This window comes from Caulobacter sp. GW821-FHT11A05 (assembly GCF_058809015.1).
In genome coordinates, this window is record NZ_JBXASF010000008.1 from 61,966 (window position 1) to 84,052 (window position 22,087).

General features: G+C 69.6%; 22 protein-coding genes. 9 read left to right on the top strand and 13 right to left on the bottom strand.

Annotated elements, in window-relative coordinates:
* The first annotated feature begins 33 nt into the window (after window positions 1-33).
* Window positions 34-1,746 (top strand): methionine--tRNA ligase, encoded by a 1,713-nt coding sequence (metG, locus tag AC1RSK_RS12890; protein ID WP_492907950.1) that lies wholly within the window; start codon window positions 34-36, stop codon window positions 1,744-1,746.
* Between the two features lie 163 nt (window positions 1,747-1,909).
* On the opposite strand, the gene trpE is transcribed toward metG, so the two are convergent.
* Window positions 1,910-3,457: an anthranilate synthase component I gene (gene trpE, locus AC1RSK_RS12895; protein WP_492907952.1), complete on the bottom strand. Its 1,548-nt coding sequence runs from the start codon at window positions 3,455-3,457 to the stop codon at window positions 1,910-1,912.
* Window positions 3,454-5,448 (bottom strand): peptidyl-prolyl cis-trans isomerase, encoded by a 1,995-nt coding sequence (locus tag AC1RSK_RS12900; protein ID WP_492907953.1) that lies wholly within the window; start codon window positions 5,446-5,448, stop codon window positions 3,454-3,456. The genes trpE and AC1RSK_RS12900 overlap by 4 nt, the downstream gene beginning before the upstream one ends.
* A gap of 167 nt (window positions 5,449-5,615) precedes the next feature.
* Between AC1RSK_RS12900 and tpiA the strand changes: the two genes are divergently transcribed.
* Window positions 5,616-6,365, top strand: a complete 750-nt coding sequence (tpiA, locus tag AC1RSK_RS12905) for a triose-phosphate isomerase (RefSeq protein WP_492907954.1) — start codon at window positions 5,616-5,618, stop codon at window positions 6,363-6,365.
* 27 nt (window positions 6,366-6,392) lie between these two features.
* Here the strand turns inward: tpiA and AC1RSK_RS12910 are convergent, their stop codons facing one another.
* The 3 genes from AC1RSK_RS12910 to AC1RSK_RS12920 all read right to left on the bottom strand — a co-directional run bounded on the left by AC1RSK_RS12910 (window position 6,393) and on the right by AC1RSK_RS12920 (window position 9,014).
* Window positions 6,393-7,049, bottom strand: a complete 657-nt coding sequence (locus AC1RSK_RS12910) for a DsbA family oxidoreductase (RefSeq protein ID WP_492907955.1) — start codon at window positions 7,047-7,049, stop codon at window positions 6,393-6,395.
* Window positions 7,046-8,371: a diguanylate cyclase domain-containing protein gene (locus tag AC1RSK_RS12915; protein WP_492907956.1), complete on the bottom strand. Its 1,326-nt coding sequence runs from the start codon at window positions 8,369-8,371 to the stop codon at window positions 7,046-7,048. The genes AC1RSK_RS12910 and AC1RSK_RS12915 overlap by 4 nt, the downstream gene beginning before the upstream one ends.
* 127 nt (window positions 8,372-8,498) lie before the next feature.
* A complete protein-coding gene (locus AC1RSK_RS12920; protein ID WP_492907957.1) occupies window positions 8,499-9,014 on the bottom strand; it encodes a GNAT family N-acetyltransferase in 516 nt (171 codons plus the stop codon).
* A gap of 121 nt (window positions 9,015-9,135) precedes the next feature.
* Here AC1RSK_RS12920 and secG point away from each other — a divergent pair, with 121 nt between their 5' ends.
* From secG to AC1RSK_RS12935, 3 genes are all read left to right on the top strand, one after another.
* Window positions 9,136-9,573, top strand: a complete 438-nt coding sequence (gene secG, locus AC1RSK_RS12925; RefSeq protein WP_492907958.1) for a preprotein translocase subunit SecG — start codon at window positions 9,136-9,138, stop codon at window positions 9,571-9,573.
* Window positions 9,574-9,642: 69 nt separating this feature from the next.
* On the top strand, window positions 9,643-11,292 hold the full coding sequence (gene pyrG, locus AC1RSK_RS12930; RefSeq protein WP_492907959.1) for a CTP synthase: 1,650 nt from the start codon (window positions 9,643-9,645) through the stop codon (window positions 11,290-11,292).
* Between the two features lie 15 nt (window positions 11,293-11,307).
* Entirely contained in the window at window positions 11,308-11,835 is a 528-nt protein-coding gene (locus AC1RSK_RS12935; protein ID WP_492907960.1) for a YkgJ family cysteine cluster protein, read from the top strand.
* On the opposite strand, the gene AC1RSK_RS12940 is transcribed toward AC1RSK_RS12935, so the two are convergent.
* Window positions 11,836-12,276, bottom strand: coding sequence for an STY0301 family protein (locus AC1RSK_RS12940; protein ID WP_492907961.1), 441 nt, complete (start codon window positions 12,274-12,276; stop codon window positions 11,836-11,838).
* 131 nt (window positions 12,277-12,407) lie between these two features.
* Here AC1RSK_RS12940 and AC1RSK_RS12945 point away from each other — a divergent pair, with 131 nt between their 5' ends.
* Together AC1RSK_RS12945 and rpmF are read left to right on the top strand one after the other, a co-directional pair.
* Window positions 12,408-12,635: a hypothetical protein gene (locus AC1RSK_RS12945; RefSeq protein ID WP_492907962.1), complete on the top strand. Its 228-nt coding sequence runs from the start codon at window positions 12,408-12,410 to the stop codon at window positions 12,633-12,635.
* A 78-nt stretch (window positions 12,636-12,713) separates the two neighbouring features.
* Window positions 12,714-12,896, top strand: a complete 183-nt coding sequence (rpmF, locus tag AC1RSK_RS12950; protein WP_271065044.1) for a 50S ribosomal protein L32 — start codon at window positions 12,714-12,716, stop codon at window positions 12,894-12,896.
* Window positions 12,897-13,056: 160 nt separating this feature from the next.
* Here rpmF and AC1RSK_RS12955 read toward each other — a convergent pair whose 3' ends face one another.
* Entirely contained in the window at window positions 13,057-13,827 is a 771-nt protein-coding gene (locus AC1RSK_RS12955) for an enoyl-CoA hydratase (RefSeq protein ID WP_492907963.1), read from the bottom strand.
* Window positions 13,828-13,914: 87 nt separating this feature from the next.
* Here AC1RSK_RS12955 and AC1RSK_RS12960 point away from each other — a divergent pair, with 87 nt between their 5' ends.
* Together AC1RSK_RS12960 and eno are read left to right on the top strand one after the other, a co-directional pair.
* Window positions 13,915-14,406 carry a hypothetical protein gene (locus AC1RSK_RS12960; RefSeq protein WP_492907964.1) on the top strand — a complete coding sequence of 164 codons (492 nt, stop codon included), beginning with the start codon at window positions 13,915-13,917 and terminating at the stop codon, window positions 14,404-14,406.
* A gap of 80 nt (window positions 14,407-14,486) precedes the next feature.
* Window positions 14,487-15,767, top strand: a complete 1,281-nt coding sequence (gene eno, locus AC1RSK_RS12965; RefSeq protein ID WP_492907965.1) for a phosphopyruvate hydratase — start codon at window positions 14,487-14,489, stop codon at window positions 15,765-15,767.
* Here the strand turns inward: eno and AC1RSK_RS12970 are convergent.
* The 6 genes from AC1RSK_RS12970 to AC1RSK_RS12995 are packed head-to-tail and all read right to left on the bottom strand — an operon-like array spanning window position 15,764 to window position 21,998.
* On the bottom strand, window positions 15,764-16,780 hold the full coding sequence (locus tag AC1RSK_RS12970; protein WP_492907966.1) for a Rieske 2Fe-2S domain-containing protein: 1,017 nt from the start codon (window positions 16,778-16,780) through the stop codon (window positions 15,764-15,766). The genes eno and AC1RSK_RS12970 overlap by 4 nt on opposite strands.
* The gene (locus tag AC1RSK_RS12975; protein WP_492907967.1) at window positions 16,777-17,922 is read right to left on the bottom strand and encodes an ATP-grasp domain-containing protein; all 1,146 of its coding nucleotides are present in this window, start codon (window positions 17,920-17,922) and stop codon (window positions 16,777-16,779) included. Before AC1RSK_RS12975 ends, AC1RSK_RS12970 begins: the two co-directional genes overlap by 4 nt.
* Window positions 17,915-19,168, bottom strand: coding sequence for a cell division protein FtsA (locus AC1RSK_RS12980; RefSeq protein WP_492907968.1), 1,254 nt, complete (start codon window positions 19,166-19,168; stop codon window positions 17,915-17,917). Before AC1RSK_RS12980 ends, AC1RSK_RS12975 begins: the two co-directional genes overlap by 8 nt.
* Window positions 19,158-20,006, bottom strand: a complete 849-nt coding sequence (locus tag AC1RSK_RS12985) for an MBL fold metallo-hydrolase (RefSeq protein ID WP_492907969.1) — start codon at window positions 20,004-20,006, stop codon at window positions 19,158-19,160. The genes AC1RSK_RS12980 and AC1RSK_RS12985 overlap by 11 nt, the downstream gene beginning before the upstream one ends.
* Window positions 20,003-20,992 (bottom strand): NAD-dependent epimerase/dehydratase family protein, encoded by a 990-nt coding sequence (locus AC1RSK_RS12990; RefSeq protein ID WP_492907970.1) that lies wholly within the window; start codon window positions 20,990-20,992, stop codon window positions 20,003-20,005. Before AC1RSK_RS12990 ends, AC1RSK_RS12985 begins: the two co-directional genes overlap by 4 nt.
* A gap of 4 nt (window positions 20,993-20,996) precedes the next feature.
* On the bottom strand, window positions 20,997-21,998 hold the full coding sequence (locus tag AC1RSK_RS12995; RefSeq protein ID WP_492907971.1) for a 3-oxoacyl-[acyl-carrier-protein] synthase III C-terminal domain-containing protein: 1,002 nt from the start codon (window positions 21,996-21,998) through the stop codon (window positions 20,997-20,999).
* Between the last annotated feature and the right edge of the window lie 89 nt (window positions 21,999-22,087).

A 22,087-nucleotide genomic window follows, 5' to 3' on the forward strand; every position in this document is an offset into this window, starting at 1 on the left:
ATTCGCCCGCGACCTCGCCTATATCCGCGCCCCATGACGCGCGTTCTGATCACCTCCGCCCTGCCGTACATCAACGGGATCAAGCACCTGGGCAACCTGGCCGGCTCGATGCTGCCGGCCGACGTCTTCGCGCGCTTCAAGCGGGCGCAAGGGGCCGAGGTGCTCTACATCTGCGCCACCGACGAACACGGCACGCCGGCCGAGCTGGCCGCCGCCGAGGCCGGCCAGGACGTCCGCACCTACTGCGACGAGCAGCACCAGCTGCAGCACGACATCAGCCGGTCGTTCGGCCTGTCGTTCGACTGGTTCGGCCGCAGCTCCAATCCGCCCAACCACCGGCTGACGCAGCATTTCGCGGAAGTCCTGGAAGCCAAGGGGCTGATCGAGGAGCGGACCGACAAGATGGTCTACTCGGTCGACGACCGCCGCTTCCTGCCCGACCGCTATGTCGAGGGGACCTGCCCGCACTGCGGCTTCGAGAAGGCGCGGGGCGACCAGTGCGACAACTGCGGCAACCTGCTGGACCCGGTCGACCTGATCAATCCCTACAGCAAGATCAGCGGCTCGCGGAACATCGAGGTCCGCGACACCAACCACCTGTATCTGCAGCAGACCAAGCTGGAGAGCCGCATCCGCGCCTGGGTCGACGCCAATTCGGCGAACTGGCCGCTGCTGACCAAGTCCATCGCTTACAAGCACCTGGACGAGGGGCTGATCGACCGCGGCATCACCCGCGATCTCGAATGGGGCATTCCAGTGGTCAAGGACGGCCTGCCGCGCCCGGGCTTTGAGGACAAGGTCTTCTACGTCTGGTTCGACGCGCCGATCGAATACATCGGCGCCACCGTCGAATGGGCCGAGTCCGAAGGTACCGACTGGGAACGCTGGTGGCGGACCGACAAGGGCGCCGACGACACCGAGTACGTCCAGTTCATGGGCAAGGACAACGTCGCCTTCCACACCGTCAGCTTCCCGGCCACGATCCTCGGTTCCGAGGAGCCGTGGAAGACGGTCGACCGGCTGAAGGCCTTCAACTGGCTCAACTGGTACGGCGGCAAGTTCTCGACCAGCGAGAAGCGCGGCGTGTTCATGGACACGGCGCTGGAGCTGCTGCCGCCGGACCTGTGGCGCTGGTATCTGACGGCCAACGCGCCGGAGGGCAGCGACACCGCCTTTACCTGGGAGCAGTTCCAGTCGGCGGTGAACAAGGACCTGGCCGATGTGCTGGGCAACTTCGTCAACCGTATCGCCAAGTTCGCCGAGAGCAAGTTCGAGGGCGTCGTGCCCGAGGGCGGTGAGCCGGGCGAGCTGGAAGCCAAGCTGTATGCCGACCTCGACGCCGGCATCGCCGACCTGACGGCGCAGCTGCAGGCCATCGAGGTCCGCAAGGCGGCCCAGGCGCTGCGCGCGCTGTGGGTGCTGGGCAACGAGTACCTGCAGGTCGCGGCGCCCTGGACGGCGATCAAGACCGACCCGGCGCGGGCGGCTGTGGTCGTGCGCACGGCCCTGAACCTGGCGGCGTTGTACGCGCGGCTGTCGGCCCCCTTCATCCCGTTCGCGGCCGAGAAGATCGCCGAGGCCTTCAACCAGGGCTGGCCGCTGGCCTGGCCGTCGGAAGGCGCGGCGGCGGAGCTGGACCGGCTGCCGGTCGGCCAGACGATCCGCGCGCCGGAGGTGCTGTTCAAGAAGATCGAGGACGAGCAGGTCGCCGAGTGGACGGAGCGGTTCGGCGGGGCCTCGAGCTAATTCCTTCTCCCGCTTGTCGGGAGAAGGTGGCGGCGAAGCCGACGGATGAGGGCAGCACCGGCAGGCGGTGACTGGCCCTCGCACGATCTTAAAAGGCTGGCGCTGCCCTCATCCGACCCCTTCGGGGCCACCTTCTCCCGACAAGCGGGAGAAGGGCGCGGCTTCATCTAAACCGCCAAGCCTCTTCCGCCGCCCGCCTTAGCGCCCGGCTCTTGTGCAGGGTCTCATCGTATTCGGCGTCCGCATCGCTGTCGGCCACCACGCCACCGCCGGCCTGGACGTACAGCATGCCGTCCTTGACCAGCCCCGTGCGCAGCACGATGCAGGTGTCGACCGAGCCGTCGGCCCCGAAATAGCCGACCGCGCCGGCGTAGGTCAGGCCGCGCTTGACCAGCTCCATCTCGTCGATGATCTCCATCGCCCGCACCTTCGGCGCCCCAGACAGGGTGCCGGCGGGGAGGGCGGCCATCAGCACATCGACCGGGTCCAGGCCATCCGGCGCATCGCCCTCGACGTTGGAGACGATGTGCATGACGTGGCTGTAGCGCTCGATGAAGAAGCTCTGGGTGACCCGCACCGCCGGGCCCTTGCCGGTCAGCTCGAGGTCGTTGCGGCCATCCTCGCGCAGGCGGGCGACGCGGCCGACGTCGTTGCGGCCCAGGTCCAGGAGCATCAGGTGCTCGGCCCGCTCCTTGGGATCGGCCAGCAGCTCGGCCTCCAGGGCGGCGTCCTCTTCGGGCGTCGCGCCGCGCGGACGGGTGCCGGCGATCGGGCGGATGGTGATCCTGTTGTCGCGTAAGCGGACCAGGATCTCCGGGCTGGAGCCGACCAGCTGGAAGGGCCCGAAGTTCAGATAGAACAGGAAGGGCGAGGGGTTGGTCCGCCGCAGCGACCGGTAGAGGGCGAAGGGCGAGCCCGTGTAGGGCGCGCTGAACCGGTGGCTGGGCACCACCTGGAAGATGTCGCCGGCCTCGATGTAGTCGCGGCAGCGGTCGACGATCGTCGCATAGTCGGCGCGGCTGACGCCCGGGTCGAAGGCGACCTCGCCGGCGGCCATGGCGGGGCCGGGGGCCGGCATCGGGCCTTCCAGGTCGGCGAGCACCTCGGCAAGCCGCGCCTGAACCTCGTCCCAGGCCTGCCTGGCGGTGACGCCGGCGCGGGGCCGGGCCGGGGCGACCAGCAGGATCTCCTGGGCGATGGCGTCGAAGACGGCGACCACCGAGGGCCGGATCATCACCCCGTCAGGCAGGTCCAGCGGGTCGGGATTGACGTTGGGCAGTCGCTCGACCAGCCGCACCATGTCGTAGCCGATGGCCCCGAACACACCGGCGCTGGGCGGCGGCAGGCCGGCCGGCAGGTCGATGCGCGAGGCGGCGACCAGATCGCGCAGGCTGTCCAGCGCGCCGCCGTCCTGGGGCGTGAAGCGGCCGGCCTCGATGTCGTCGCCCTGGGCGATCTCGGCCTGGTCGCCGCGACAGCGCCAGACCAGGTCCGGCTTCATGGCGACGATGGAATAGCGGCCCCGCCAGGCGCCGCCCTCGACGCTTTCGAACAGGAAGGCGTAGGGACGGGCGCGGGCGATCTTCAGATAGGCCGAGACGGGCGTCTCGAGGTCGTCGATCAGCCGGGTCCAGACGACCTGCGGCCGTCCGCCGTCCCAGGCCGCCGCAAACGCTTCGAAGGAGGGTTCGGGGGCGGCCTGCTGGGTCACTTGGCCTTGCTGTCCTTCGGCGCAGCCTTGGCCTTGTCCTTGCCGTCCTTGGCCTCGTCCTTCTTCTCGGCATAGGCCTTGGGATCGAGGCCGAGGGCCTTGATGGCGCGGTCGCGGTTGGATTTCGGTTTGATGGTGTCCTTGGCGAAGGTGCGGGTGGCGCCGTCGATGTCCTGGAAGATGCCGCGGGTGAAGGTCTGGCGGCCCATCTCGGTGGCCTGGGCGACCTGGGCGACCTCGCCGGAACGGATCGCGCCGATCTTGCCGACCGCCAGACCCTGGCCCTGGACGCCGACGCTGAACACCTGGCCGGTGGCGCCGTTGAAGATGGTCGCCAGCATCTCGTTGCCGAGCGCCTGCTGCGCCTGGGCGCCCTGGCGGGTCATCTTCGGCAGCTTGACCAGCCGGTAGCCGCTGGAGGCGGCGATGGCTTCCATGCTCTCGCCCTTGCGGGCGCGGTCGGACAGGGCCTTGGCCCGGGCCTGCATCAGCTGGGCCTGCTTGCGGGCCATCAGGGCCCGGGACAGCTGCTCGCGGACCTCGTCGAGGGCCGGCGGGGCCGGGGGGATGACCTTCTCGATGCGGACGGCGAACTGGTCGCCGGCCGAGACCTCGATCAGCGGGCTGTCCGATCCGGCCGGCAGGCCGAAGGCGGTTTCGAGCAGTTCCTTGCTGACACCGGGAACCGGCCGGTTGAGGACGTCGGTCCCCTGGGCGGTGACCGGGCCGATGGTGACGACCGTGGCCCCGACCTTGGCGGCGGCCTGGGTCAGGCTGGCGCCGGTCCCATGGGCCTCGTCGTAGGCCATGGCCTGCTCATAGGCCTTGTTGGCGGCCGCCGACTTGAGGACATCGGCTTCCAGCTCGGCGCGGTGCTCTTCGAGGTTGGCGACGCGGGCCGGGGTGATCTTGGTGACCTTGATCACCGACTGGCCCAGCTCGCCCTTCAAGGCGCCGCTGACGCCGCCGGCCGGCAGGCTGAAGGCCGCATCGGCCACGGCCTTGTCGAACAGGGCCGATTTGGGCTTGTCGGTGTTGGCGATGACGGTGGCGCCGACCGACTTGGCGACCACGGCCGGGTCCTCGCCCTTCTTGAGGCGGTCGGCGACGGTGGCGGCCTGGCCGGCGTTCTTGACCGGAATCTGCGCGAAGCTGCGCGTCTCGGGGGCCGACAGCGAGTCCTTGCGGAAATCGAAGCGCTTCTGGACCTCGGCCGGATCGGCGGTGACCTTGCCCGCGTAGTCGGCGGCGCTGAACCGGACGATCTGCAGGACGCGCATCTCTGGGCGCATCAGCTGGGCGGCGTTTTCCTTCAGGAAGGCCTGCATCTCGGCGTCGGTCGGGGCCGGGATGGCCCCGACGCTCTGCGGTGTGACGATGAAGTAGTCGACGTCGCGCTCTTCGAGGGCGAAGGCCCCCTGCAGGGCCGAATAGATGCGCGGGGCCTTGAAGCCGGCGGTCATGGCGCCGAAGAACTGGGCCTCGACGATCTGGTCCCGCAGACCCTTGCGGTAGTTTTCGAGCGTCAGGCCGTTGTCCTGAAGCAGCTGGCCGAAGCCCTGAAGGTTCACCTCGCCCGTGATCTCGTCGATCATGCCGGGGTATTGCTGGTTGAGCCCGATGATCTGCTGCTTCATCGCCTCGTCGACCAGGGCGTCGGGCGCGCGCAGGCCCAGCTTGGTGAACATGGCGTTGACCGACTCGGCGTTCATCAGCTCTTCGAGGGCCTGTTTGTCCAGGCCGTTCTTGACCGCGTCCTCATAGGTGATCTGGGTCTGGTACTGCTGCTCGGCGGCCTTCTTCATGCGATCGAAGATGGTCTTGAACTCGGTGGGGCTGACCTCGTTGGAGCCGGCCTTGATCACCCAGTTGCCGGTGCTGGCGCCCAAGGCGCCGAACGGGTCGGAGCCCAGGCCCAGGAAGGCCATGCAGATGACGAGCAAGCCCAGGATCCCGGCGGCGAACCAGGACTTCATGAGCTTTTTGAACATGGCGAGCATCGGGTCTTCGAACCTTTGATACGGGCGGCGTGCGAGGCCGTGAACGGCGGGTATAGTCGGCCCGTCCCAGAGCAGGCAAGCGCGGCGGATTGTTGGCGTGACATCGCGGCGCCGGACCGCTAGTTGCGACCATCGAATTTCGAGGAGCTTGTCCGCGCATGACTGCCGCCCGCCCGCTGGTCGCCGGAAACTGGAAGATGAACGGCTTGGCCCTGTCGCTGGACGAAGCGCGGGCTGTCTCGGCCGCCGTCGACGCCCATCCGCCGGCCTGCCGCGTGGCGCTCTGCCCGCCGGCGACACTGGTCCAGCGGATGGCTGAGCTGCTGAACGGCACGGGCGTCGAGGTCGGTGGCCAGGACTGCCGGGCCGAAGAGAACGGGGCCTTCACGGGCGATATCTCGGCCGAGATGCTGGCCGACGCCGGCGCCCAGCTGGTCATCCTCGGCCACTCCGAGCGCCGCGCCGGCTATGGCGAGACCGACGCGCTGGTGGCCGCCAAGGCGGAGGCCGCCCTGCGCGCCGGCCTGGAACCCATCGTCTGTGTCGGCGAGACCCTGCAGCAGCGCGAAGCCGGCGAGACCCTCAGCGTCGTCACCGGCCAGGTCCGCGGCAGCCTGCCCGGCGCGCTGGCCGGCAAGGCGTTCGCGGTGGCCTATGAGCCGGTCTGGGCCATCGGCACCGGCCTGACCCCGACCCTGGAGCAGATCGAGGCGGTGCATGTCGCCATCCGCGAGACCCTGGTCGCGGTGTTCGGCGAGGCGGGCAAGGTTCCGCCGATCCTCTACGGCGGCTCGGTGAAGCCGTCGAACGCGGCGGAGATCCTGAAGGCGCGGGAAGTCGGCGGCGCGCTGGTCGGCGGCGCCTCGCTGAAGGCGGCGGACTTCCTGGGGATCGTGACAGCGGCTTAGAGTTCCTCCCCCATCGGGGGAGGAACCTCAAGCCGCTTCCAACGCTCGATCGATCGCCTTGCACAGCCGTTCGGGCACGTCGGCTCCGGAGATGGCGACCTTGCCGCCGAAGATGGTGAAGGGCACGCCGCTGACTCCGGCCTGGTGGGCCTGGATGTGTTCGCGGGTGACGGCATCCTTGTCGGTCCCTTCGGCGAGCGCCTGAAGGACGACGTGTTTTTCCATGCCGATGGCCTGCGCGATCTCGGCCAGGACGAGCGGATCGCCGATGTCGCGCAGCTCGACGAAATAGGCCCGCATGATCGCCTCCAGCGCCGGTTGTTGCAGGCCTACGGTCTGGGCCCAGCGGATCAGGCGGTGGGCGGCGTTGGTGTTGGGCGCGACCGGGATGTCCGTGAGGTTCAGCTTCAGGCCGACGCTGGCGGCTTCCCGGTCCAGTACCTCAAGCGCAGCGGCGCGGCGCTCGGGGTCGGGGAACTTGGCGGCCATGTACTTGGCCCGGTCGACGCCTTCCTCGGGGATGGCCGGGTCCAGCTGGAACGGCCGCCAGAGAACTTGGGTCGGCACGTCCGGCCGCATGGCCAGGGCCTGTTTCAGACGCTCCCAGCCGATGTAGCACCAGGGACAGACCACATCGGCGATGAAGTCGATCTTCAGGGGCTCGGGCTGGGCGTTGTCTGTCATCCGGCTTCTCTCTGCAGCGCCCGGGCGGCGGCCCGCTCCAGGGCGGCGGCGGCGTTCTCGCCCCGCTCGATCTGGGCGACGCCGATGTCGAAATCAACGGTGAAGGGGGTTTTTCCCTCGCCGGCTTCGAAGGCGGTGCAGGCGATGACGGCGGCGATGCGTTCGGCGGCCGAGCGGGCGGCGCTCTGCGGCGTGCCCGGCAGGGCCAGGGCGAAGACCTCGGGACCCAGGCGGGCGGCGGTGTCCTCTGCGCGAACCAGGCGGCCGATCATCGAGCCGATCTGCGGAATGGCCCGGTCCAGCCAGCCGCCGGCCCTGGCCGAACTGACCTCGGCCCGTTCGGACAGGCGCAGGACGCAGACGCTCATCGGCCGGTTGCGGGTACGGGCGGCTTGCGTCAGCCGCACCAGGTGGGCGGCGAACAGGTCGCGGGTGAACAGGCCGGTGGCGGCGTCCATCAGGCCGGACGAGCGGGCCTTTTCCAGCGCCCGGCGGATGGCGGTCTGGCGGCGATAGCTGCGGGCCAGCTCGATGACCCGCTTGGCCGTCTCGGTCTCCGGTGTTTCCGGCGAGGCGACGTCGGAGACGCCGCGGTGGAAGGCCTCGGAGGTGGTGACGTAGGAATCGGCCGCCAGATAGAGCAGGGCGGGGATGTGGTAGAGGCGGGTGTTGCGCCGCATGCCGGCGGCGATCGACAGGGCCTCGGCCTGGTTGTCGCCGGCCCACAGCACCACCGAATCGAAGGCCCGCTCATGCAGGTAGTCGAAGGCGGTGAAGGCGGTGAAGGCCCCGACTACGTCGGCCCCGCTACGGGCCAGCGCGTTGCTGAGGGCCAGGAATTGCGGGGCCGGTTCGCCGACCGCCAGGATGCGATAGGGGCCGGGCGACTGCTCGGGCAGTTCGAGGCGGCGGCCCTTGTCGGCGAAGGTCTCGAGGCGCAGCTCGAACTCCTCCTCGGCGATGGCCATCCGCACCAGGCTTTCCAGCCGCAGCACGGCCTGGGCCGGATGCAGGGGCGGGGCCAGGGTCAGGTCGAAGGCGAAGCTGTCCAGCTGCGGGTCGGGATCGCCGATGGCAATGACCGGCAGGCGGCGCGGGGCGCAGGCGGCCTTCAGGCGGCGGGCCAGGGTCAGGGCGTCGGCCCCGCCGCTGGCGGTGTCGACGATGGCGGCCTCGATCTGCAGGTCGCCGAGCGCGGCCAGGGCCGCATAGGGCCCACGCGCCGTGATGGTCCGCCAGCCAAGCCGGTCCAGCCCCTCGGCCAACGGCCCGGCCAGCGCGTCGTCGCGCGCCACGATCAAAATCCGGGCCTGAACCGTCAACCTGCCACCCTCGATCCGACGCACCCGCACGGCCGTCCAGATTCGTCACATAAGCGAGCACAATAGCAAAGCCGGGGCGGGGGGATAGCGTGACATAACAGTTCGACCTCCCCGCGGACGGGAGCGGTCACAACAGCATGCCCCACAACCGGCAGTCACGGCGCTCGCCCTCGCGGTCGACATGACCGCGCAGATAGCCCTCCTGCTCGAATCCCAGCTTCGCGAGCAGCTTCTCGGAGGCCTCGTTGCCGACCTGGGTGCGGGCCCAGACGCGCTGGATGCCCAGCGTGGCCGCGAAGTTCATCACCGCCTGCATGGCCTCATAGGCATAGCCCCGGCCCCAGCTGTCCTTGCCAAGGATGAAGCCGACCTCGGCCCGATGGTGGCGCCAGTCGATGTCCGAAAGTTCGCAAAGCCCCAGGAAGCCGCCGTCGGCGGTCAGCCGCATGGCCCAGTAGAAGGCCTTGTCGCCGGCCATGGCGTCCATCTGGCCGGCCAGCATCTGCTCGATGACGTCCGGATCGTCGATCTCGCTGACGTCCCAGTGGGCCATCACCTCCGGGTCGGCCATGATCGGATGGACCAGCGGCCCGTCCGCCTCGGTGAGGGGCGTCAGGGTCAGGCGCTCGGTCTCCAGAATCACGGACGTTGCACTCCAGGCTGTGAGGCCCCAGCTATGGCGTGCCCGCCTGCGTGGTGCTAGAGGGGCCAACTTCATTTCGTGGGCCCCTGTTCGGCCCGCCCCGATCAGAGACCGAGCCGCCGTGCAATTCATCACTATCGCCCTGCTGTGCATCAACATCGTCGTCGCCGCCCTGCTGATCGGCGCGGTGCTGCTCCAGAAGTCCGAAGGCGGGGCCTTGGGCATGGGCGGCGGGCCGTCGAACTTCATGAGCGCCCGGGGCACCGGCGACCTTCTGACGCGGATCACCTGGATCCTGTTCGGCGTCTTCCTGGTCATCTCCATCACCCTGACCCTGCTGGCCGCCGCCAATCGCGAAAAGCCGGCGGGCAGCAACATCAAGGTCGATCCCAGCGAACTGCTGCGGCCCAAGGCCACGACGCCGCCCGCCGACAGCAAGACCGGGACCTTCAACCCCAACATCGGCGGCGCGCCCGCCCCGGCGGCTCCGGACAGCGGCAACGGCCTGCTGCCGAGCGCCACCCCGGCCCCGGCTCCGGCCGAGCCGGAAAAGAAATAGCGTTCATCAACAGGTTCTGAGGATCGCGGGGAGGCGCTCCCCGCGAATCTCGCCTATATCTGACCTCCCATGGCCCGGTACATTTTCATCACCGGCGGCGTGGTCTCTTCCCTCGGAAAAGGTCTGGCGTCCGCCGCCCTCGGCGCGTTGCTGCAAGCACGCGGTTACAAGGTCCGTCTGCGCAAGCTGGATCCTTATCTCAACGTCGATCCGGGGACGATGTCCCCCTATCAGCACGGCGAGGTCTTCGTGACCGACGACGGGGCGGAGACGGACCTCGACCTTGGCCACTACGAGCGGTTCACGGGGGTCAACGCCACCCGCGCCGACAACATCACCACCGGCCAGATCTACAAGACCATCATCGAGAAGGAACGCCGCGGCGACTATCTCGGCGCGACGGTCCAGGTGATTCCGCACGTCACCAACGAGATCAAGGACTTCGTCCTGTCTCCTGCCGTCGATGAGAACGGCGACGAGGCCGATTTCATCCTGGTCGAGATCGGCGGCACGGTCGGCGACATCGAGGGCCTGCCCTTCTTCGAGGCCATCCGGCAGCTCGGCCAGGAACTGCCGCGCGGCATGAGCTGCTTCGTGCACCTGACCCTGCTGCCGTTCATCAAGACGGCCGGCGAGATGAAGACCAAGCCGACGCAGCACTCGGTCAAGGAGCTGCGCTCGATCGGCATCCAGCCCGACATCCTGCTGTGCCGCTGCGAACAGCCGATCCCGGCCGAGGAGAAGCGCAAGATCGGCCTGTTCTGCAACGTCCGCTCCAGCGCCGTGGTCACCGCCATGGACAGCGCCAGCATCTATGCGGTGCCGCTGGACTATCACCGCGAGGGCCTCGACGCCGAGGTGCTGGCCGTCTTTGGCCTGCACGACGCGCCCAAGCCCGACCTCAGCCGCTGGGAGAGCATCGACAATGTGATCACCAGCCCCGACGGCGAGGTGACCATCGCCGTGGTCGGCAAGTACACGGTGCTGAAGGACGCCTACAAAAGCCTCATCGAGGCCCTGGCCCACGGCGGCGTCGCCAACCGGGTCAAGGTCAAGCTGGACTGGGTTGAGAGTGAGACCTTCGAGAATGAGGACGGCGCGGCCGCCTCGCGCCTGGAGGGGGTGCACGGCATCCTGGTGCCCGGCGGCTTTGGCGAGCGGGGGGCCGAGGGCAAGATCCTGGCCGCCGAGTTCGCCCGCGAGCGCAACGTACCCTATTTTGGAATCTGCTTCGGCATGCAGATGGCGGTGATCGAGGCTCTGCGGAACTGCGGCGGCGTTCCAAACGCCTCCTCGACCGAGTTCGGCCCCACCGACCAGCCGGCCGTCGGCCTGATGACCGAGTGGACGCAGGGCAACCAGCGGGTCGAGCGCCGCGAGGGCGACGACCTGGGCGGCACCATGCGGCTGGGAGCCTATGAGGCCCGCCTGACGCCGGGTTCGAAGGTGGCGGAGATCTATGGCTCCGACGAGATCAGCGAGCGCCACCGGCACCGCTACGAGGTCAACATCGGCTATCGCCAGGCCTTCGAGGACGCGGGTCTGAAGATGACCGGCGCCTCGCCCGATGGCGTGCTGCCCGAGATCGTCGAACGCCAGGACCATCCCTGGTTCATCGGCGTGCAGTTCCACCCCGAACTGAAAAGCCGCCCCTTCGCGCCGCACCCGCTGTTCGCCAGCTTCATCGCCGCCGCCAAGACCCAGAGCCGGCTGGTGTAGGGCAGGGGGCAGGGGATGAAGGTCTGTGGCCCCTGCACCCTCTGCTGCACCGTCCTGGACATCCCGGAGCTCGCCAAGCCGGCCGGAACGCCCTGCATCCACCTGCGCGGCGGCTGCGGCATCTATCCGGATCGCCCGACGCCCTGCCGCGTCTTCACCTGCGGCTGGCTGGCCATCGAGGCGCTCGGCGAGGCCTGGCGGCCGGACGTGGCCGGCTTCCTGATCCGCGACGAGCGGGCCGAGGGCTATCTCTGCATCGATGTCGCGCCGGACCGGGCGGGCGCCTGGCGGCGGGCGCCGTACCTGGCGCAGATCAAGGTCTGGTCGCGGATAGCGCATGACCAGTCCGGCTGCGTGCTGGTCTTCGAGGGCGGGCACGTCACTGTCGTCTTCCCCGAGGAAGACATCACCCTGGGCCCCGTCGGCGCCCGCCCGACCCTGCAGGTCGGCTACATCCGGCGTGAGGGCGCGCGGCGACCGCTGGTCAGGCTGCTCGACGGCGAGGCGGTGGCGCGGGAATGGATCGGCCAGGCGCGGCGCTGATCAGCGGTGGCAGTTGAAGTCCTGGAAGCTGTCGGTCCCCATATTGTCGTCATAGACCGCCTCGCATTCGATGATGTCGGCCGGCAGTTTGCGGGTCAGCACCACGTCGGTGCCGTCGTACTGACAGGTCAGCCAGACGTTCTTCATCTGGCGGCCCAGGACCCAGACATTGCTGGTCCGGCTGCCCTCGGTCGTGGACTGGTCTGGCGCCAGGTAGACCTTGTCCGAAGGCGGCCCGTCGGACAGCAGGACGGTCATCAGCGCGCCCTGGTAGATATCGAGCCGCTGGGCGGTCCAGCCGGCCGGCGGCGTCCCGGACTGCTGGGTCTTGATCCGGGCCGGACAGAGCGGCGCGACGTTGTCCGTCGCCGCGACCACCGCCGCCGGCGCCATCAGGGCGCAGATCGCCGCCGAAACCAATCCCAAACGCATGCCGGCCATCGACTGTCCTCCATCCCGTCCCGCCAGGATGACACAGGTTCGGCCGAGGGGGCGATTCGGATCAGCGACGGCCCCGCGCATAAAGTTAACCGCGCGATGGAACCAAATCCCTTTGCCCCGGTTTGGGCGGGATGAGTGGCGTACCCGACATAGGGCCCGACGAGGCCCGAACCTTTGCCGAGGCCGAAACCGTCAGTGAGAACCTGTCCAGGCAGGTGGAACGGGCGCGGCAGGCGCTCAGCGACTACCATGCCGCCTACCCCGTGCTGGGCCAGGACGACGGTTTGGAAGACCTTCGAACCGCCCGCGAAAAGGCCGTTGAGGCGGCTGAGAGCCCGGACTTGCATCCGAAGGCCTGATCGGGCATACACCCCCGCTCACGCGGCGGCCCCACGGCCGCCGTACCCGTTTCATGCTCAGCGAGCAGAGATAGTTCGATGGCCGTTCCTAAACGCAAAACCTCGCCCTCCAAGCGCAACATGCGTCGTTCGCACCACGCCCTGGGCGCCAACTCCTTCGTCGAGGACAAGGACACCGGCGAGATGCGCCGTCCGCACCACGTCGACCTGAAGACCGGCATGTACAACGGTCGTCAGATCATGACGCCGAAGGAAGACTAGTCTTTCCAACCGCAAGGTTGCCGAACGCCGCCCGCTCAGCCGAGCCGGCGGCGTTTTGCGTTCGCTCTCCGCCCTTGGGGCGGAGGACAGGTTTGGAGCGTGAGCGACAAACCAGGAGGCGGGACTTCCACCGGCGGTCGTGCGCTCTGTCAGCGGACGCCTACTGCCCGCGCCCCCGCGCCTGAATCCCCGCCCGCCGCGACTCGACCGCTTCCGGCTTGACCTTCCGGTTGTGCTTGCTGGACCGCTTGTGCTCCAGCGCCATGCCGTCCTCGAAGCTGCGCGCGTAGCCGTCGTCGATCAGCCGCTTGTAGAAGCTCAGCGTCTCGACCGCGATCGTCGCCATGTCGGCCGCCAGCTTCAGCGCCGCCGGCATCAGCTCCTCGGCCGGCACCACCCGGTTGACCAGCCCCCAGTCGGCCGCCGTCTTCGCATCCAGGAAGTTCCCCGTCAGGCTCAGTTCCTTGGCCCGATAGACGCCGATCAGCCGCGACAGCTTCTGCGACAGCCCCCAGCCCGGCATGATCCCGACCCGCGCGTGGGTGTCGGCGAAGCGGGCGTTTTCCGAGGCGATCAGCACGTCGCAGGCCAGCGCCACCTCGAAACCGCCGGTGATCGCCACGCCGTTGATCGCCCCGATCACCGGCTTCGTGCACAGCTCGATGGCCTTGACCGGGTTCTCGTCGGCCCCTTCCGAATTGGCCGCCCCCATGGCCTTGGCGTCGGAGCCCAGCTCCTTGAGGTCCAGCCCGGCCGTGAAGGCCCGTGTTCCGGCCCCGGTCAGCACCACCACCGAAACCTCCGGATCGCCGTCGATGTCGACCATCGCTTGGTAGAGCTCCGACCGCAGCGCCTTGGAGAGCGCATTCATCGCCTCAGGGCGGTTCAGGGTGACGACGGCGATGCCGTCCTTCTTTTCGACCAGCAGCATGGTGTTCTCCGTTGCCACACCGAAACGGCGCCGTCCCAAGGTTAGTCAAGCTTGCGGCTGTCATCGACCGGTGGTGTCATCCATCGCATGCGCACTCTTCTGATCCCGCTCGTCCTCGCCGCCGCCGTTCTGACGATGGCGGCGGCCCCGCCGGTCATCACGCCCGAGGGCTACGGCTGGCTCAGGCTCGGCATGAGCGACGACGAGGCCAAGGCCGCCGCCCCTGTGCCGCTCAAGGCGGGCGGCAGCGACGATCCCTCGGTCTGCGAGCAATACCTGATCGGCGACACCAACGTCGTCTACATGACCACGGAAATGTGGGTCAGCCGGGTCTCCACCTACGAGCCCGGCCCGATGACCGCCGACGGCATCCAAGTCGGCGACCCCGCCGACAAGGTGCTGAAGCTTTACGGCAAGAAGGTCGTCCACGAGCCGGCGCCCTACGGCGAGGCGCCGGACGAGGACCTCTACGTCTGGCTCACTCCCGACCGCGGCTACCGGTTCGAGACCGCCGACCACAAGATCACCGCCATCCATGCGGGATCAGAGAGCATCCGGCTGATGGAGGGCTGTCTCTAGCCCCCAAACCTTGCCCGCCAAATCTTGCTATGGCGCCCCCCGGCGGCTAAGCACCCGCCAGCCTGCGCAAAGGGAGCCCCATGGCCGAGATCATCGACATCATCGCCCGCGAAATCCTCGACAGCCGGGGCAACCCGACGGTCGAAGTCGATGTGGTCCTGGAAGACGGCTCGTTCGGCCGCGCCGCCGTGCCGTCCGGCGCCTCCACCGGCGCCCATGAGGCGGTCGAGCTGCGCGACGGCGACAAGTCCCGCTACCTCGGCAAGGGCGTCGAGAAGGCGGTCGAGGCCGTCAACGGCGAGATCTTCGACGCCCTCTCGGGGATGGAAGCCGGCGACCAGCGCCGCATCGACACCCTGCTGATCGGCCTCGACGGCACCCCGAACAAGGCTCGCCTGGGCGCCAACGCCATCCTCGGCGTCTCGCTCGCCACCGCCAAGGCCGCCGCCATCAGCGCCGACCTGCCGCTCTACAAATACGTCGGCGGCGTCTCGGCCCGCGTCCTGCCGGTGCCCATGATGAATATTATTAATGGGGGCATGCACGCCGACAATCCGATCGACATTCAGGAGTTCATGATCCTGCCGACCGGCGCCCAGTCCTTCCGCGAAGGCCTGCGCATGGGCGCCGAGATCTTCCACGGCCTGAAGAAGGCCCTGAAAGACGCCGGCCACAACACCAATGTCGGCGACGAGGGCGGCTTCGCCCCCAACCTGGCCACCGCCGAAGAGGCCCTGGCCTTCATCATGAAGGCGGCCGAAGGCGCCGGCTACCGGGCGGGCGACGACTTCCTGCTCGGCCTCGACGTCGCCTCGACCGAGTTCTTCAAGAACGGCAAGTACGAGCTGGAAGGGGAGGGCAAGTCCTTCGACCCGGCCGGCATGGTCGGCTACCTCGAGGGCCTGGTCGCCAAGTTCCCGATCATCTCCATCGAGGACGGCTGCGCCGAGGACGATTTCGAGGGCTGGAAGCTGCTCACCGACGCGCTCGGCAAGAAGGTCCAGCTGGTCGGCGACGACCTGTTCGTCACCAACCCGGCCCGGCTGTCTGTCGGCATCGACAAGGGCCTGGGCAACTCCATCCTGGTCAAAGTCAACCAGATCGGCACCCTGTCCGAGACGCTGGACGCCGTCGATATGGCTCACCGCGCCGGCTACACCGCCGTCATGAGCCACCGCTCGGGCGAGACCGAGGACTCGACCATCGCCGACCTCGCCGTCGCCACCAACTGCGGTCAGATCAAGACCGGCTCCCTGGCCCGCTCGGACCGCACCGCCAAGTACAACCAGCTGCTGCGCATCGAGGAACAGCTGGACGACCAGGCCATCTACCTGGGCCGCTCGGCGATCAAGCAGCGCTAAAGCAGGGCCTCAACCGTCTCGTCGCTGCCGGGCTCGAGGCTTTCACCGATCCACAGCCGGTGCAGCCGGTTGCCCAGGATGTCGCCCGGCCCTTCGGTGAAGTGGGGCCGGCCGAACTCGGCCATCACCGCCGCCTGGGCGGCCAGCGCCTTGCGGTCCTGGGCGACCACGGGGCGCAGGAAGGTGCGGATGGCGGCCTCCTTCAGCCAGGCGGGGGCCATCCCCCTGCGGGTGGTGAAACAGGCGAACGGCGTGAAGCTGTCGTCGGTGGAGGGGGTGAAGAAGGCGGTCACGCACAGGGTCAGCCCCTGTTTGCCGTCCCACCGCGCCTGCACGATGGTTGGCGGGTAGTAGCGGGTGGCGCTGCGGGTGCGGTCGCGCTCGAGGAAGCGGGACATCAGGCCAAGGTCCGGCTTGGTCTGCTCGATGATCATCTCGATGCCGTCTTCGAAGCTGTTGACCTTCAGGTTGACCGGCAGGCGCCGGTCGCTTCGGCGGATGAAACCGTCGTGCAGATGGTTGGTGTGGAAGGGGTCGAGGACGTTCTCGATGGCGTCGTAGGCGCGGCCCTTCCAGGTTCCCTGCCGCCACCAGAAATGGTCCAGCCCCGGATCGCCCAGGGTCGGCGGCAGCGGCGGCTCGGCCGGCCCCTCGGCCGACAGGCAGACGAAGACGCCGCCATGCCGCTCGGCCACCCGCACCGGCGTCGCGGCCAGCTTCCCGGCCCCGGCGGCCGGCAGTTCGCACCCCGGCACCGCCACGCACTGACCCGAGGGATCGAACTTCCAGCCGTGATAGGGGCATTCGATGGCCCCGCCATCGACCCGTCCGAGCGACAGGGGATAGTTGCGGTGCGGGCAGCGGTCGATCAGGGCGCCCAGACCCTGCTCGCCGCGGAACAGCACCACCGACCGCCCGGCCACGACGACGCCAAGCCGGCCGCCGCGCCGGACCGCCTTCGACAGCGCGACCAGGTGCCAGGCGTTCTTCACCGCCGGCGGCAGGTCGGTCATGGCAGGGTCTCTCCGTTCCACTCGATGTCGATGGTCGTCGCCGCCGTCGTGCTGATTCCCATCCTGACGCCGGCCAGCATGAAAGCCAGCCCGTCGATGACGGCGCCAGCCATTGGCAGGCGATCTCCCGGCCGGCCGGCCACATCGCGGCGGGCGCGCAGCTGCCCGCGCCATTCCCCGAGCCGCCCGCGACGGATCGCCATCTCCAGCCCGAAGGTCAGGAAGGCCGGCAGCAGGTGCTGGCCGCCACCTTGGGGCAGGACGGGCTCCGGCGGCGTCGCCAGCATGGCCCGCGCCAGCCGCCCGTCGCCGACCAGCAGGTGCGCCCCGCTGGTCGCTCGCGGATTGCACTCGATCAGCCAGGGCTTGCCCGCCGCGTCGACGATCAGGTCGCAGGCGAACTGGCCCGTCAGGCCGCCCGCCGCCGCCAGGGCGCGGGCCTGCTCAAGGATCGTCCCGGCCAGACCCGGCGCCAGCGGATCGAAGGTCAGGCTGGCCCCGCCGTCCAGGCGCCAGGCGCTGCCATAGGCCGCGAAGGCCGTGACCTCTCCGGCCCGGGCGACGGCGTAGAAGCTGACCTCCCGGCCCTCGATCCGTCGCTGGGCGATCCAGCCCGACGTCGGCGCGGTGGCGGCCAACTGTTCCGGCGCCGGCCCGACCAGGGTTCCACCGCCGAACCGGCTGTAGCGCGCCTTGAACACCCAATCCCGGGAAGCTTCGCGGAAGGGGTCGAGATCGGCGGCGCTGTCGAGACGATGCGTCTGCGGCGAGGGCAGGCCGATCTCACGGCAGAGCTCGGCGAACAGGGCCTTGTCGTGCAGCGTCCGCAGCATCGCCGCCGGCGGCTGGAACAGGCGCTGGCCCAGCGGCAGGGCCGCCAGATGGAACACCTCCTCGCAGGCCGGCACGACCAGCACCGGATCGAGCTCGTCGACCAGCGCCGTCACCCGGCTGCGGAACCCGGCGGGATCGCGGACCGGCGAGGGATAGCGGTGCACCCGCGCCACCGCTCGCGACCACCGGGCCAGCCGCGCCGTCACGCAGTCGGCCATGTGAACCTCATAGCCCGCCTGGGCGAAGTCGCGGGCGATATCCAGCGCCGCCGCCGCCCGGGCTCCGGTGACCAGGACGCGCTCAACCATCGGCCAGCCCGAAGGCGAGACTACGGACCCGCTTGGGCGAGGGCGGATCGGGCGGGGTGTCGCTGACCAGCACCGGAACCGGCAGGGCCAGCCGCTCCCGCAGCCGGACGCCGAGATCGGCGGCGTACGCCCCATAGCCGACCCGCAGTTCGACCTGGTCCGCCGTCGCGATGGCCAGCCATTGGGCCGGCGGCGGCAGCAGCGCCTCGACCGCCTCACTCAGCTGCGTCGGCGTCACCGCCAGGCCGGGGAAGCGCCAGATGTCGGTGACCCGTCCCATCACCGGCCGGATCACCCGGCCAGCGTAGCCACAGCCACAGCCGGCCGGATCGAGCTCGATATAGTCATCGGTGCGCACCCGCACGATCGGCTGGCTGGTGCGCCGAAGGTCGGTCACCACCGGCCGGAACCCCTCCGTCCCAGCGACCGGCTCCAGTTCGATCTCCAGGCTGTGCTCGTTGAGGTGCAGGGCGCCGCGCGGGCAGGCGGCGGCGATGAAGCCCTCCGTCGCCTGGTAGATCGGATCGGGCCGCACGCCGAGCGCCTCGCCGACCCAGATCCGCTCGGCCGCGCCCATCGGCTCGGCCCCGTAGAACAGACGGCTGAGAGCGGGCAGGGCCAGCCGTCCGGCCGCGACCTCGCCGGCCATCCACACCAGCCGCGAGGCCGGCGCGATCAGCACGGTCGGCGAGAAGGCGTCGAGCTTGGCCGCAACCTCGTCCTGCCGCAAATCCAGCGGCAGATGCAGGAAGGTCCGCCGCCGGCTGGCGCTGTCGCTGTAGAGGCTGCTGTTGGCGCGCAGCATCAGCGCCAGCCGCATCGGCGCCAGCAAGGTCCCGAGCGGCAGCACCCGGGCCAGGATCTGGCCGATGTAGTCGGCCCGCTCGGCGGCGCTGGCCAGGAACACGCCGCGCTGACCGCTGCTGCCGGTCGAATAGCCGGCCACGACGCCCGGTCCCACCTCGCCGGTTCCGCCGCGCTCGGCGTCCAGGGCGGCGGCGTGGATTTCCGCGTGGCTGCAGCCGAGGCTGTTCCAGCGGCCGTAGTCGGCCCGCAAGGCCGCCACCTCGGTGATCGGAACCTGATCCAGCGGCCCATCCGCGAAGGCTGCGAGGGCAGGGGTCCGCCGCAAGGCCGGCCGCAGCGCCGACCACAGCCGCCCGCGCCGCCGCGCCAGTCCCGCCGCCGACCGGCCCATGGCCATCCGCGTGGCCAGCCAGGAGGCGACGATGGCCCTAGGCGACATCGTCGTCGCGGAAGGCGGCGGCGCTGACCGCGCAATGGGACGGCAGGATGGCCAGGTCGGCGTTGTTGGCCTGGGCCCGGTGCAGCTGCATCAGGGTCTGGCGATAGACCCGCGTCTCGCCTAGCAGGGCGGTGGTGATGCGCGGCGGCGGCCGGCATTGGGTGATCGCCTTGCCGGACCACACCGCGTCGGCGGCCAGCAGCACATGCCGGTCCTTCTGATTGCGCAGCGCCAGCCCCCAGTGACCCTTGCAGTGACCCGGCAGCTCGACGGCGATCAGCGACCCGTCGCCGAGAATGTCTCGCCCCTCGGCCAGCGGCGCGAAGGCGCTGGGCAGGGCGATGGCCGGCGCCTCCTCGAAGAACCGCGCCCGGGCCTCGGTGTCGGGCGGCGCCAGTGCGCCCAGCAAGCCCTGGGTGACCCGGCGCAGACGACTGCCCTGGCGGAGAGTCTCCAGCCCGGCCCGGGCGCAATGGATCGGCACATCCGGAACCTGGTGCAGTCCGGCGACGTGGTCGCCGTGGAAGTGGGAAAGGATGACCCCGCCGATGTCGCCGGCCGCCACGCCATTGGCCGCCAGCCAGGCCGGCCAGTCCTCGGTCCCGCCCAAATCCACCGGCGTCGCGATACGGTACAGCCGCTCGGGCCAGGGCTGCGTCGCCATCAGGAAGGCCGCATCGTAGCCGGTGTCGAACAGCAGCACCCCGACGTCCGGATGGCGGATCACCCCGACCATGGCCGGAAAGGCCGCCGGGCACAGCGAGCCGCCGCTCAACGTCATGATCTCCGGATGGCGCGTGCTTCCCCGGGCGATCCAGTCGAACCCGACCCGCTTCATCGCCGGCCTCCCGCCGCCGCCAGCAGGGCCGCCAGGCCGTCATGTTGTGGCCGAAAGCCGATCCGCTCGGCGGTCTCCTCCAGGTCGAAGGTCTGAGAATAGGCGAGAGTGGCCAGGCTGTAGCGGGTCAGGCGGGGCTCAGTCCGCCGGCCCGTCCTGCGCGCCAGCCCCTCGGACAGGGCCGCCAGGACATGGCCCACGGCCACGGGCAGGTCGATCATCCATGGCTTGCGACCCAGTGCGGCGCTCAGCGCGCCGGCCACCTCCCGCACGGTCCTTGGCCGGCCGCCGGAGACGTTGACGGCTCGGCCGGCGACCCGGTCGATCCCCGCCTCGGCCAACAGGATCGCCGCCGCCGCGTCCCGCACGTCCGTCAGTTCGATCAGCGCCTGGCCGCGCCGCAGCATCGGCATCCACCGTCGCCGCGCCAGCTCCGCCAGCCTGGGCAGCAGCACCTGGTCGTCCGGCCCGACGATGGCCCGCGGCCGCACCGCCGTCGTCGCCAGGGACGGTCCGTTGGCCGCCAGCACCAGGGCCTCGGCGGCCAGCTTGGTCCGGGCGTAGTCGTTCAGGGGCGGCTGGGCCGGGGCGTCGTCCGCGCGGATGCCGAGGCGATCCCGGAAGGAAGCGAAGATCGACGGTGAGGAGATGAAGACGAACCTGTCGCAGCCCTCGGCCCGCGCCGCCGCCAGCAGCGCCGCCGTCGCCGTGACGTTGATGCGCTCGAACGCTTCTTTCGGTCCCCAGCTGGCCGACAGGGCGGCGGCGTGGATCACCGTATCGCAACCGCGGACCAGCGAGCGGAAGTCGGTTTTCTGATCCGCCAGGTCGGTCGAAATGAACGCCGCCCCGGCAGTCCGGATCCGCGCCAACGGCGTCAGCGAGCGTCCGGTCGCGATCACCTCATGGCCCTGGGCCCGCGCTGCCTCGACCAGTCCGAGCCCAAGCCCGCCCGTCGCCCCGGTGATGAGCAGTCTGCGCCCCATGCCGTCAGAGCCTCAGGACCATGGCGCCGGCGCTGATGCCGGCCGCGGTGCCCAGCATCATCACCGTGTCGCCGCGGGCGACAAGCCGCTGGTCGAGGGCGTGGGCCAGCACCGTGGGCAGGGAGGCGGCGATCTGGTTGCCGGTGGTGGCGAAGATGTCGATCACCGGCACGCCGGCGAACAACCGCTTCACATGGGCGACGCCCGGGGCGCTGGCCTGGTGACAGATCACCGCCTTCAGGTCGGATCTGGCGACGCCGGCCTCGGCCAGCGCCTGGTCGATGACCTTGGGCAGCCGCTTCGCCGCCGCCTTGAAGATGCCAAAAGCGTCCATCTGGAAGCGCGATCCGGTCACCAGCGCCTCATAGCCCTCTTCGACCCGCAACCGCGTGCCGCCGGCCTTCAGGGTGGCCAGCGCATGGCCCTCGCCATAGCTCTCGAACCGCGCCGACAGCAGGCCGGCGGGCCCGTCGCGGGCCTCGATGGCCACCGCCGCCGCCCCGTCGCCGAAGATGGCCAGGGTCTTGGGATTGGCCGGATCCAGGCCTGCCGAGGCGATGTCGCTGGCGAACACCACGGCCCGCCGCCAGCGCCCGACGGCGATCCCCATCGCCGCCACGTCCAGCGCCGACAGGAACGACAGGCAGGTCTGGTTGACATCGAACACCGGAATCCCCGACCGCCCCAGCCCCAGCCGGTCCTGCACCAGGATGGCGGTCGAGGGGATGGGCTGCTCCATTACCCCGCAGCCGCCGATCAGCACCTCAAAGCCGCCCTGGTCCCAGCCGGCCATGGCCAGCGCCCGGCGCGCCGCCTCGGCGGCCATCATCGAGCTGGTCTCCGCGTCCGACGCCACGCCCCGGGAAATGATTCCGAACTCCTGCTCCACCCAGCCCACCGGCTTGCCCAGGCGCGCGTCCAGGGCCGTCGAAGGCAACTGGCTCAGCGGCCGATACGCGCCCCAACCGGCGATCTCGAAGGCGATCATGCGTCTGTCGTCTCTCACCACGGTCTGTAGCCTAGCAGGATGGAACCTTAAGATGCGGCGGTTTCTCGACAACCGTTTGCGCGCTGGGCCGAGGATTGGTGCAGACC

Coding starts and splice junctions, on each gene's coding strand:
- metG (WP_492907950.1), top strand. CDS start 34: ATGACGCGCGTTCTGATCACCTCCGCCCTGCCGTACATCAACGGGATC.
- AC1RSK_RS12900 (WP_492907953.1), bottom strand. CDS start 5,448: ATGTTCAAAAAGCTCATGAAGTCCTGGTTCGCCGCCGGGATCCTGGGC.
- tpiA (WP_492907954.1), top strand. CDS start 5,616: ATGACTGCCGCCCGCCCGCTGGTCGCCGGAAACTGGAAGATGAACGGC.
- AC1RSK_RS12910 (WP_492907955.1), bottom strand. CDS start 7,049: ATGACAGACAACGCCCAGCCCGAGCCCCTGAAGATCGACTTCATCGCC.
- pyrG (WP_492907959.1), top strand. CDS start 9,643: ATGGCCCGGTACATTTTCATCACCGGCGGCGTGGTCTCTTCCCTCGGA.
- AC1RSK_RS12935 (WP_492907960.1), top strand. CDS start 11,308: ATGAAGGTCTGTGGCCCCTGCACCCTCTGCTGCACCGTCCTGGACATC.
- AC1RSK_RS12940 (WP_492907961.1), bottom strand. CDS start 12,276: ATGGCCGGCATGCGTTTGGGATTGGTTTCGGCGGCGATCTGCGCCCTG.
- AC1RSK_RS12945 (WP_492907962.1), top strand. CDS start 12,408: ATGAGTGGCGTACCCGACATAGGGCCCGACGAGGCCCGAACCTTTGCC.
- rpmF (WP_271065044.1), top strand. CDS start 12,714: ATGGCCGTTCCTAAACGCAAAACCTCGCCCTCCAAGCGCAACATGCGT.
- AC1RSK_RS12955 (WP_492907963.1), bottom strand. CDS start 13,827: ATGCTGCTGGTCGAAAAGAAGGACGGCATCGCCGTCGTCACCCTGAAC.
- AC1RSK_RS12960 (WP_492907964.1), top strand. CDS start 13,915: ATGCGCACTCTTCTGATCCCGCTCGTCCTCGCCGCCGCCGTTCTGACG.
- eno (WP_492907965.1), top strand. CDS start 14,487: ATGGCCGAGATCATCGACATCATCGCCCGCGAAATCCTCGACAGCCGG.
- AC1RSK_RS12970 (WP_492907966.1), bottom strand. CDS start 16,780: ATGACCGACCTGCCGCCGGCGGTGAAGAACGCCTGGCACCTGGTCGCG.
- AC1RSK_RS12975 (WP_492907967.1), bottom strand. CDS start 17,922: ATGGTTGAGCGCGTCCTGGTCACCGGAGCCCGGGCGGCGGCGGCGCTG.
- AC1RSK_RS12980 (WP_492907968.1), bottom strand. CDS start 19,168: ATGTCGCCTAGGGCCATCGTCGCCTCCTGGCTGGCCACGCGGATGGCC.
- AC1RSK_RS12985 (WP_492907969.1), bottom strand. CDS start 20,006: ATGAAGCGGGTCGGGTTCGACTGGATCGCCCGGGGAAGCACGCGCCAT.
- AC1RSK_RS12990 (WP_492907970.1), bottom strand. CDS start 20,992: ATGGGGCGCAGACTGCTCATCACCGGGGCGACGGGCGGGCTTGGGCTC.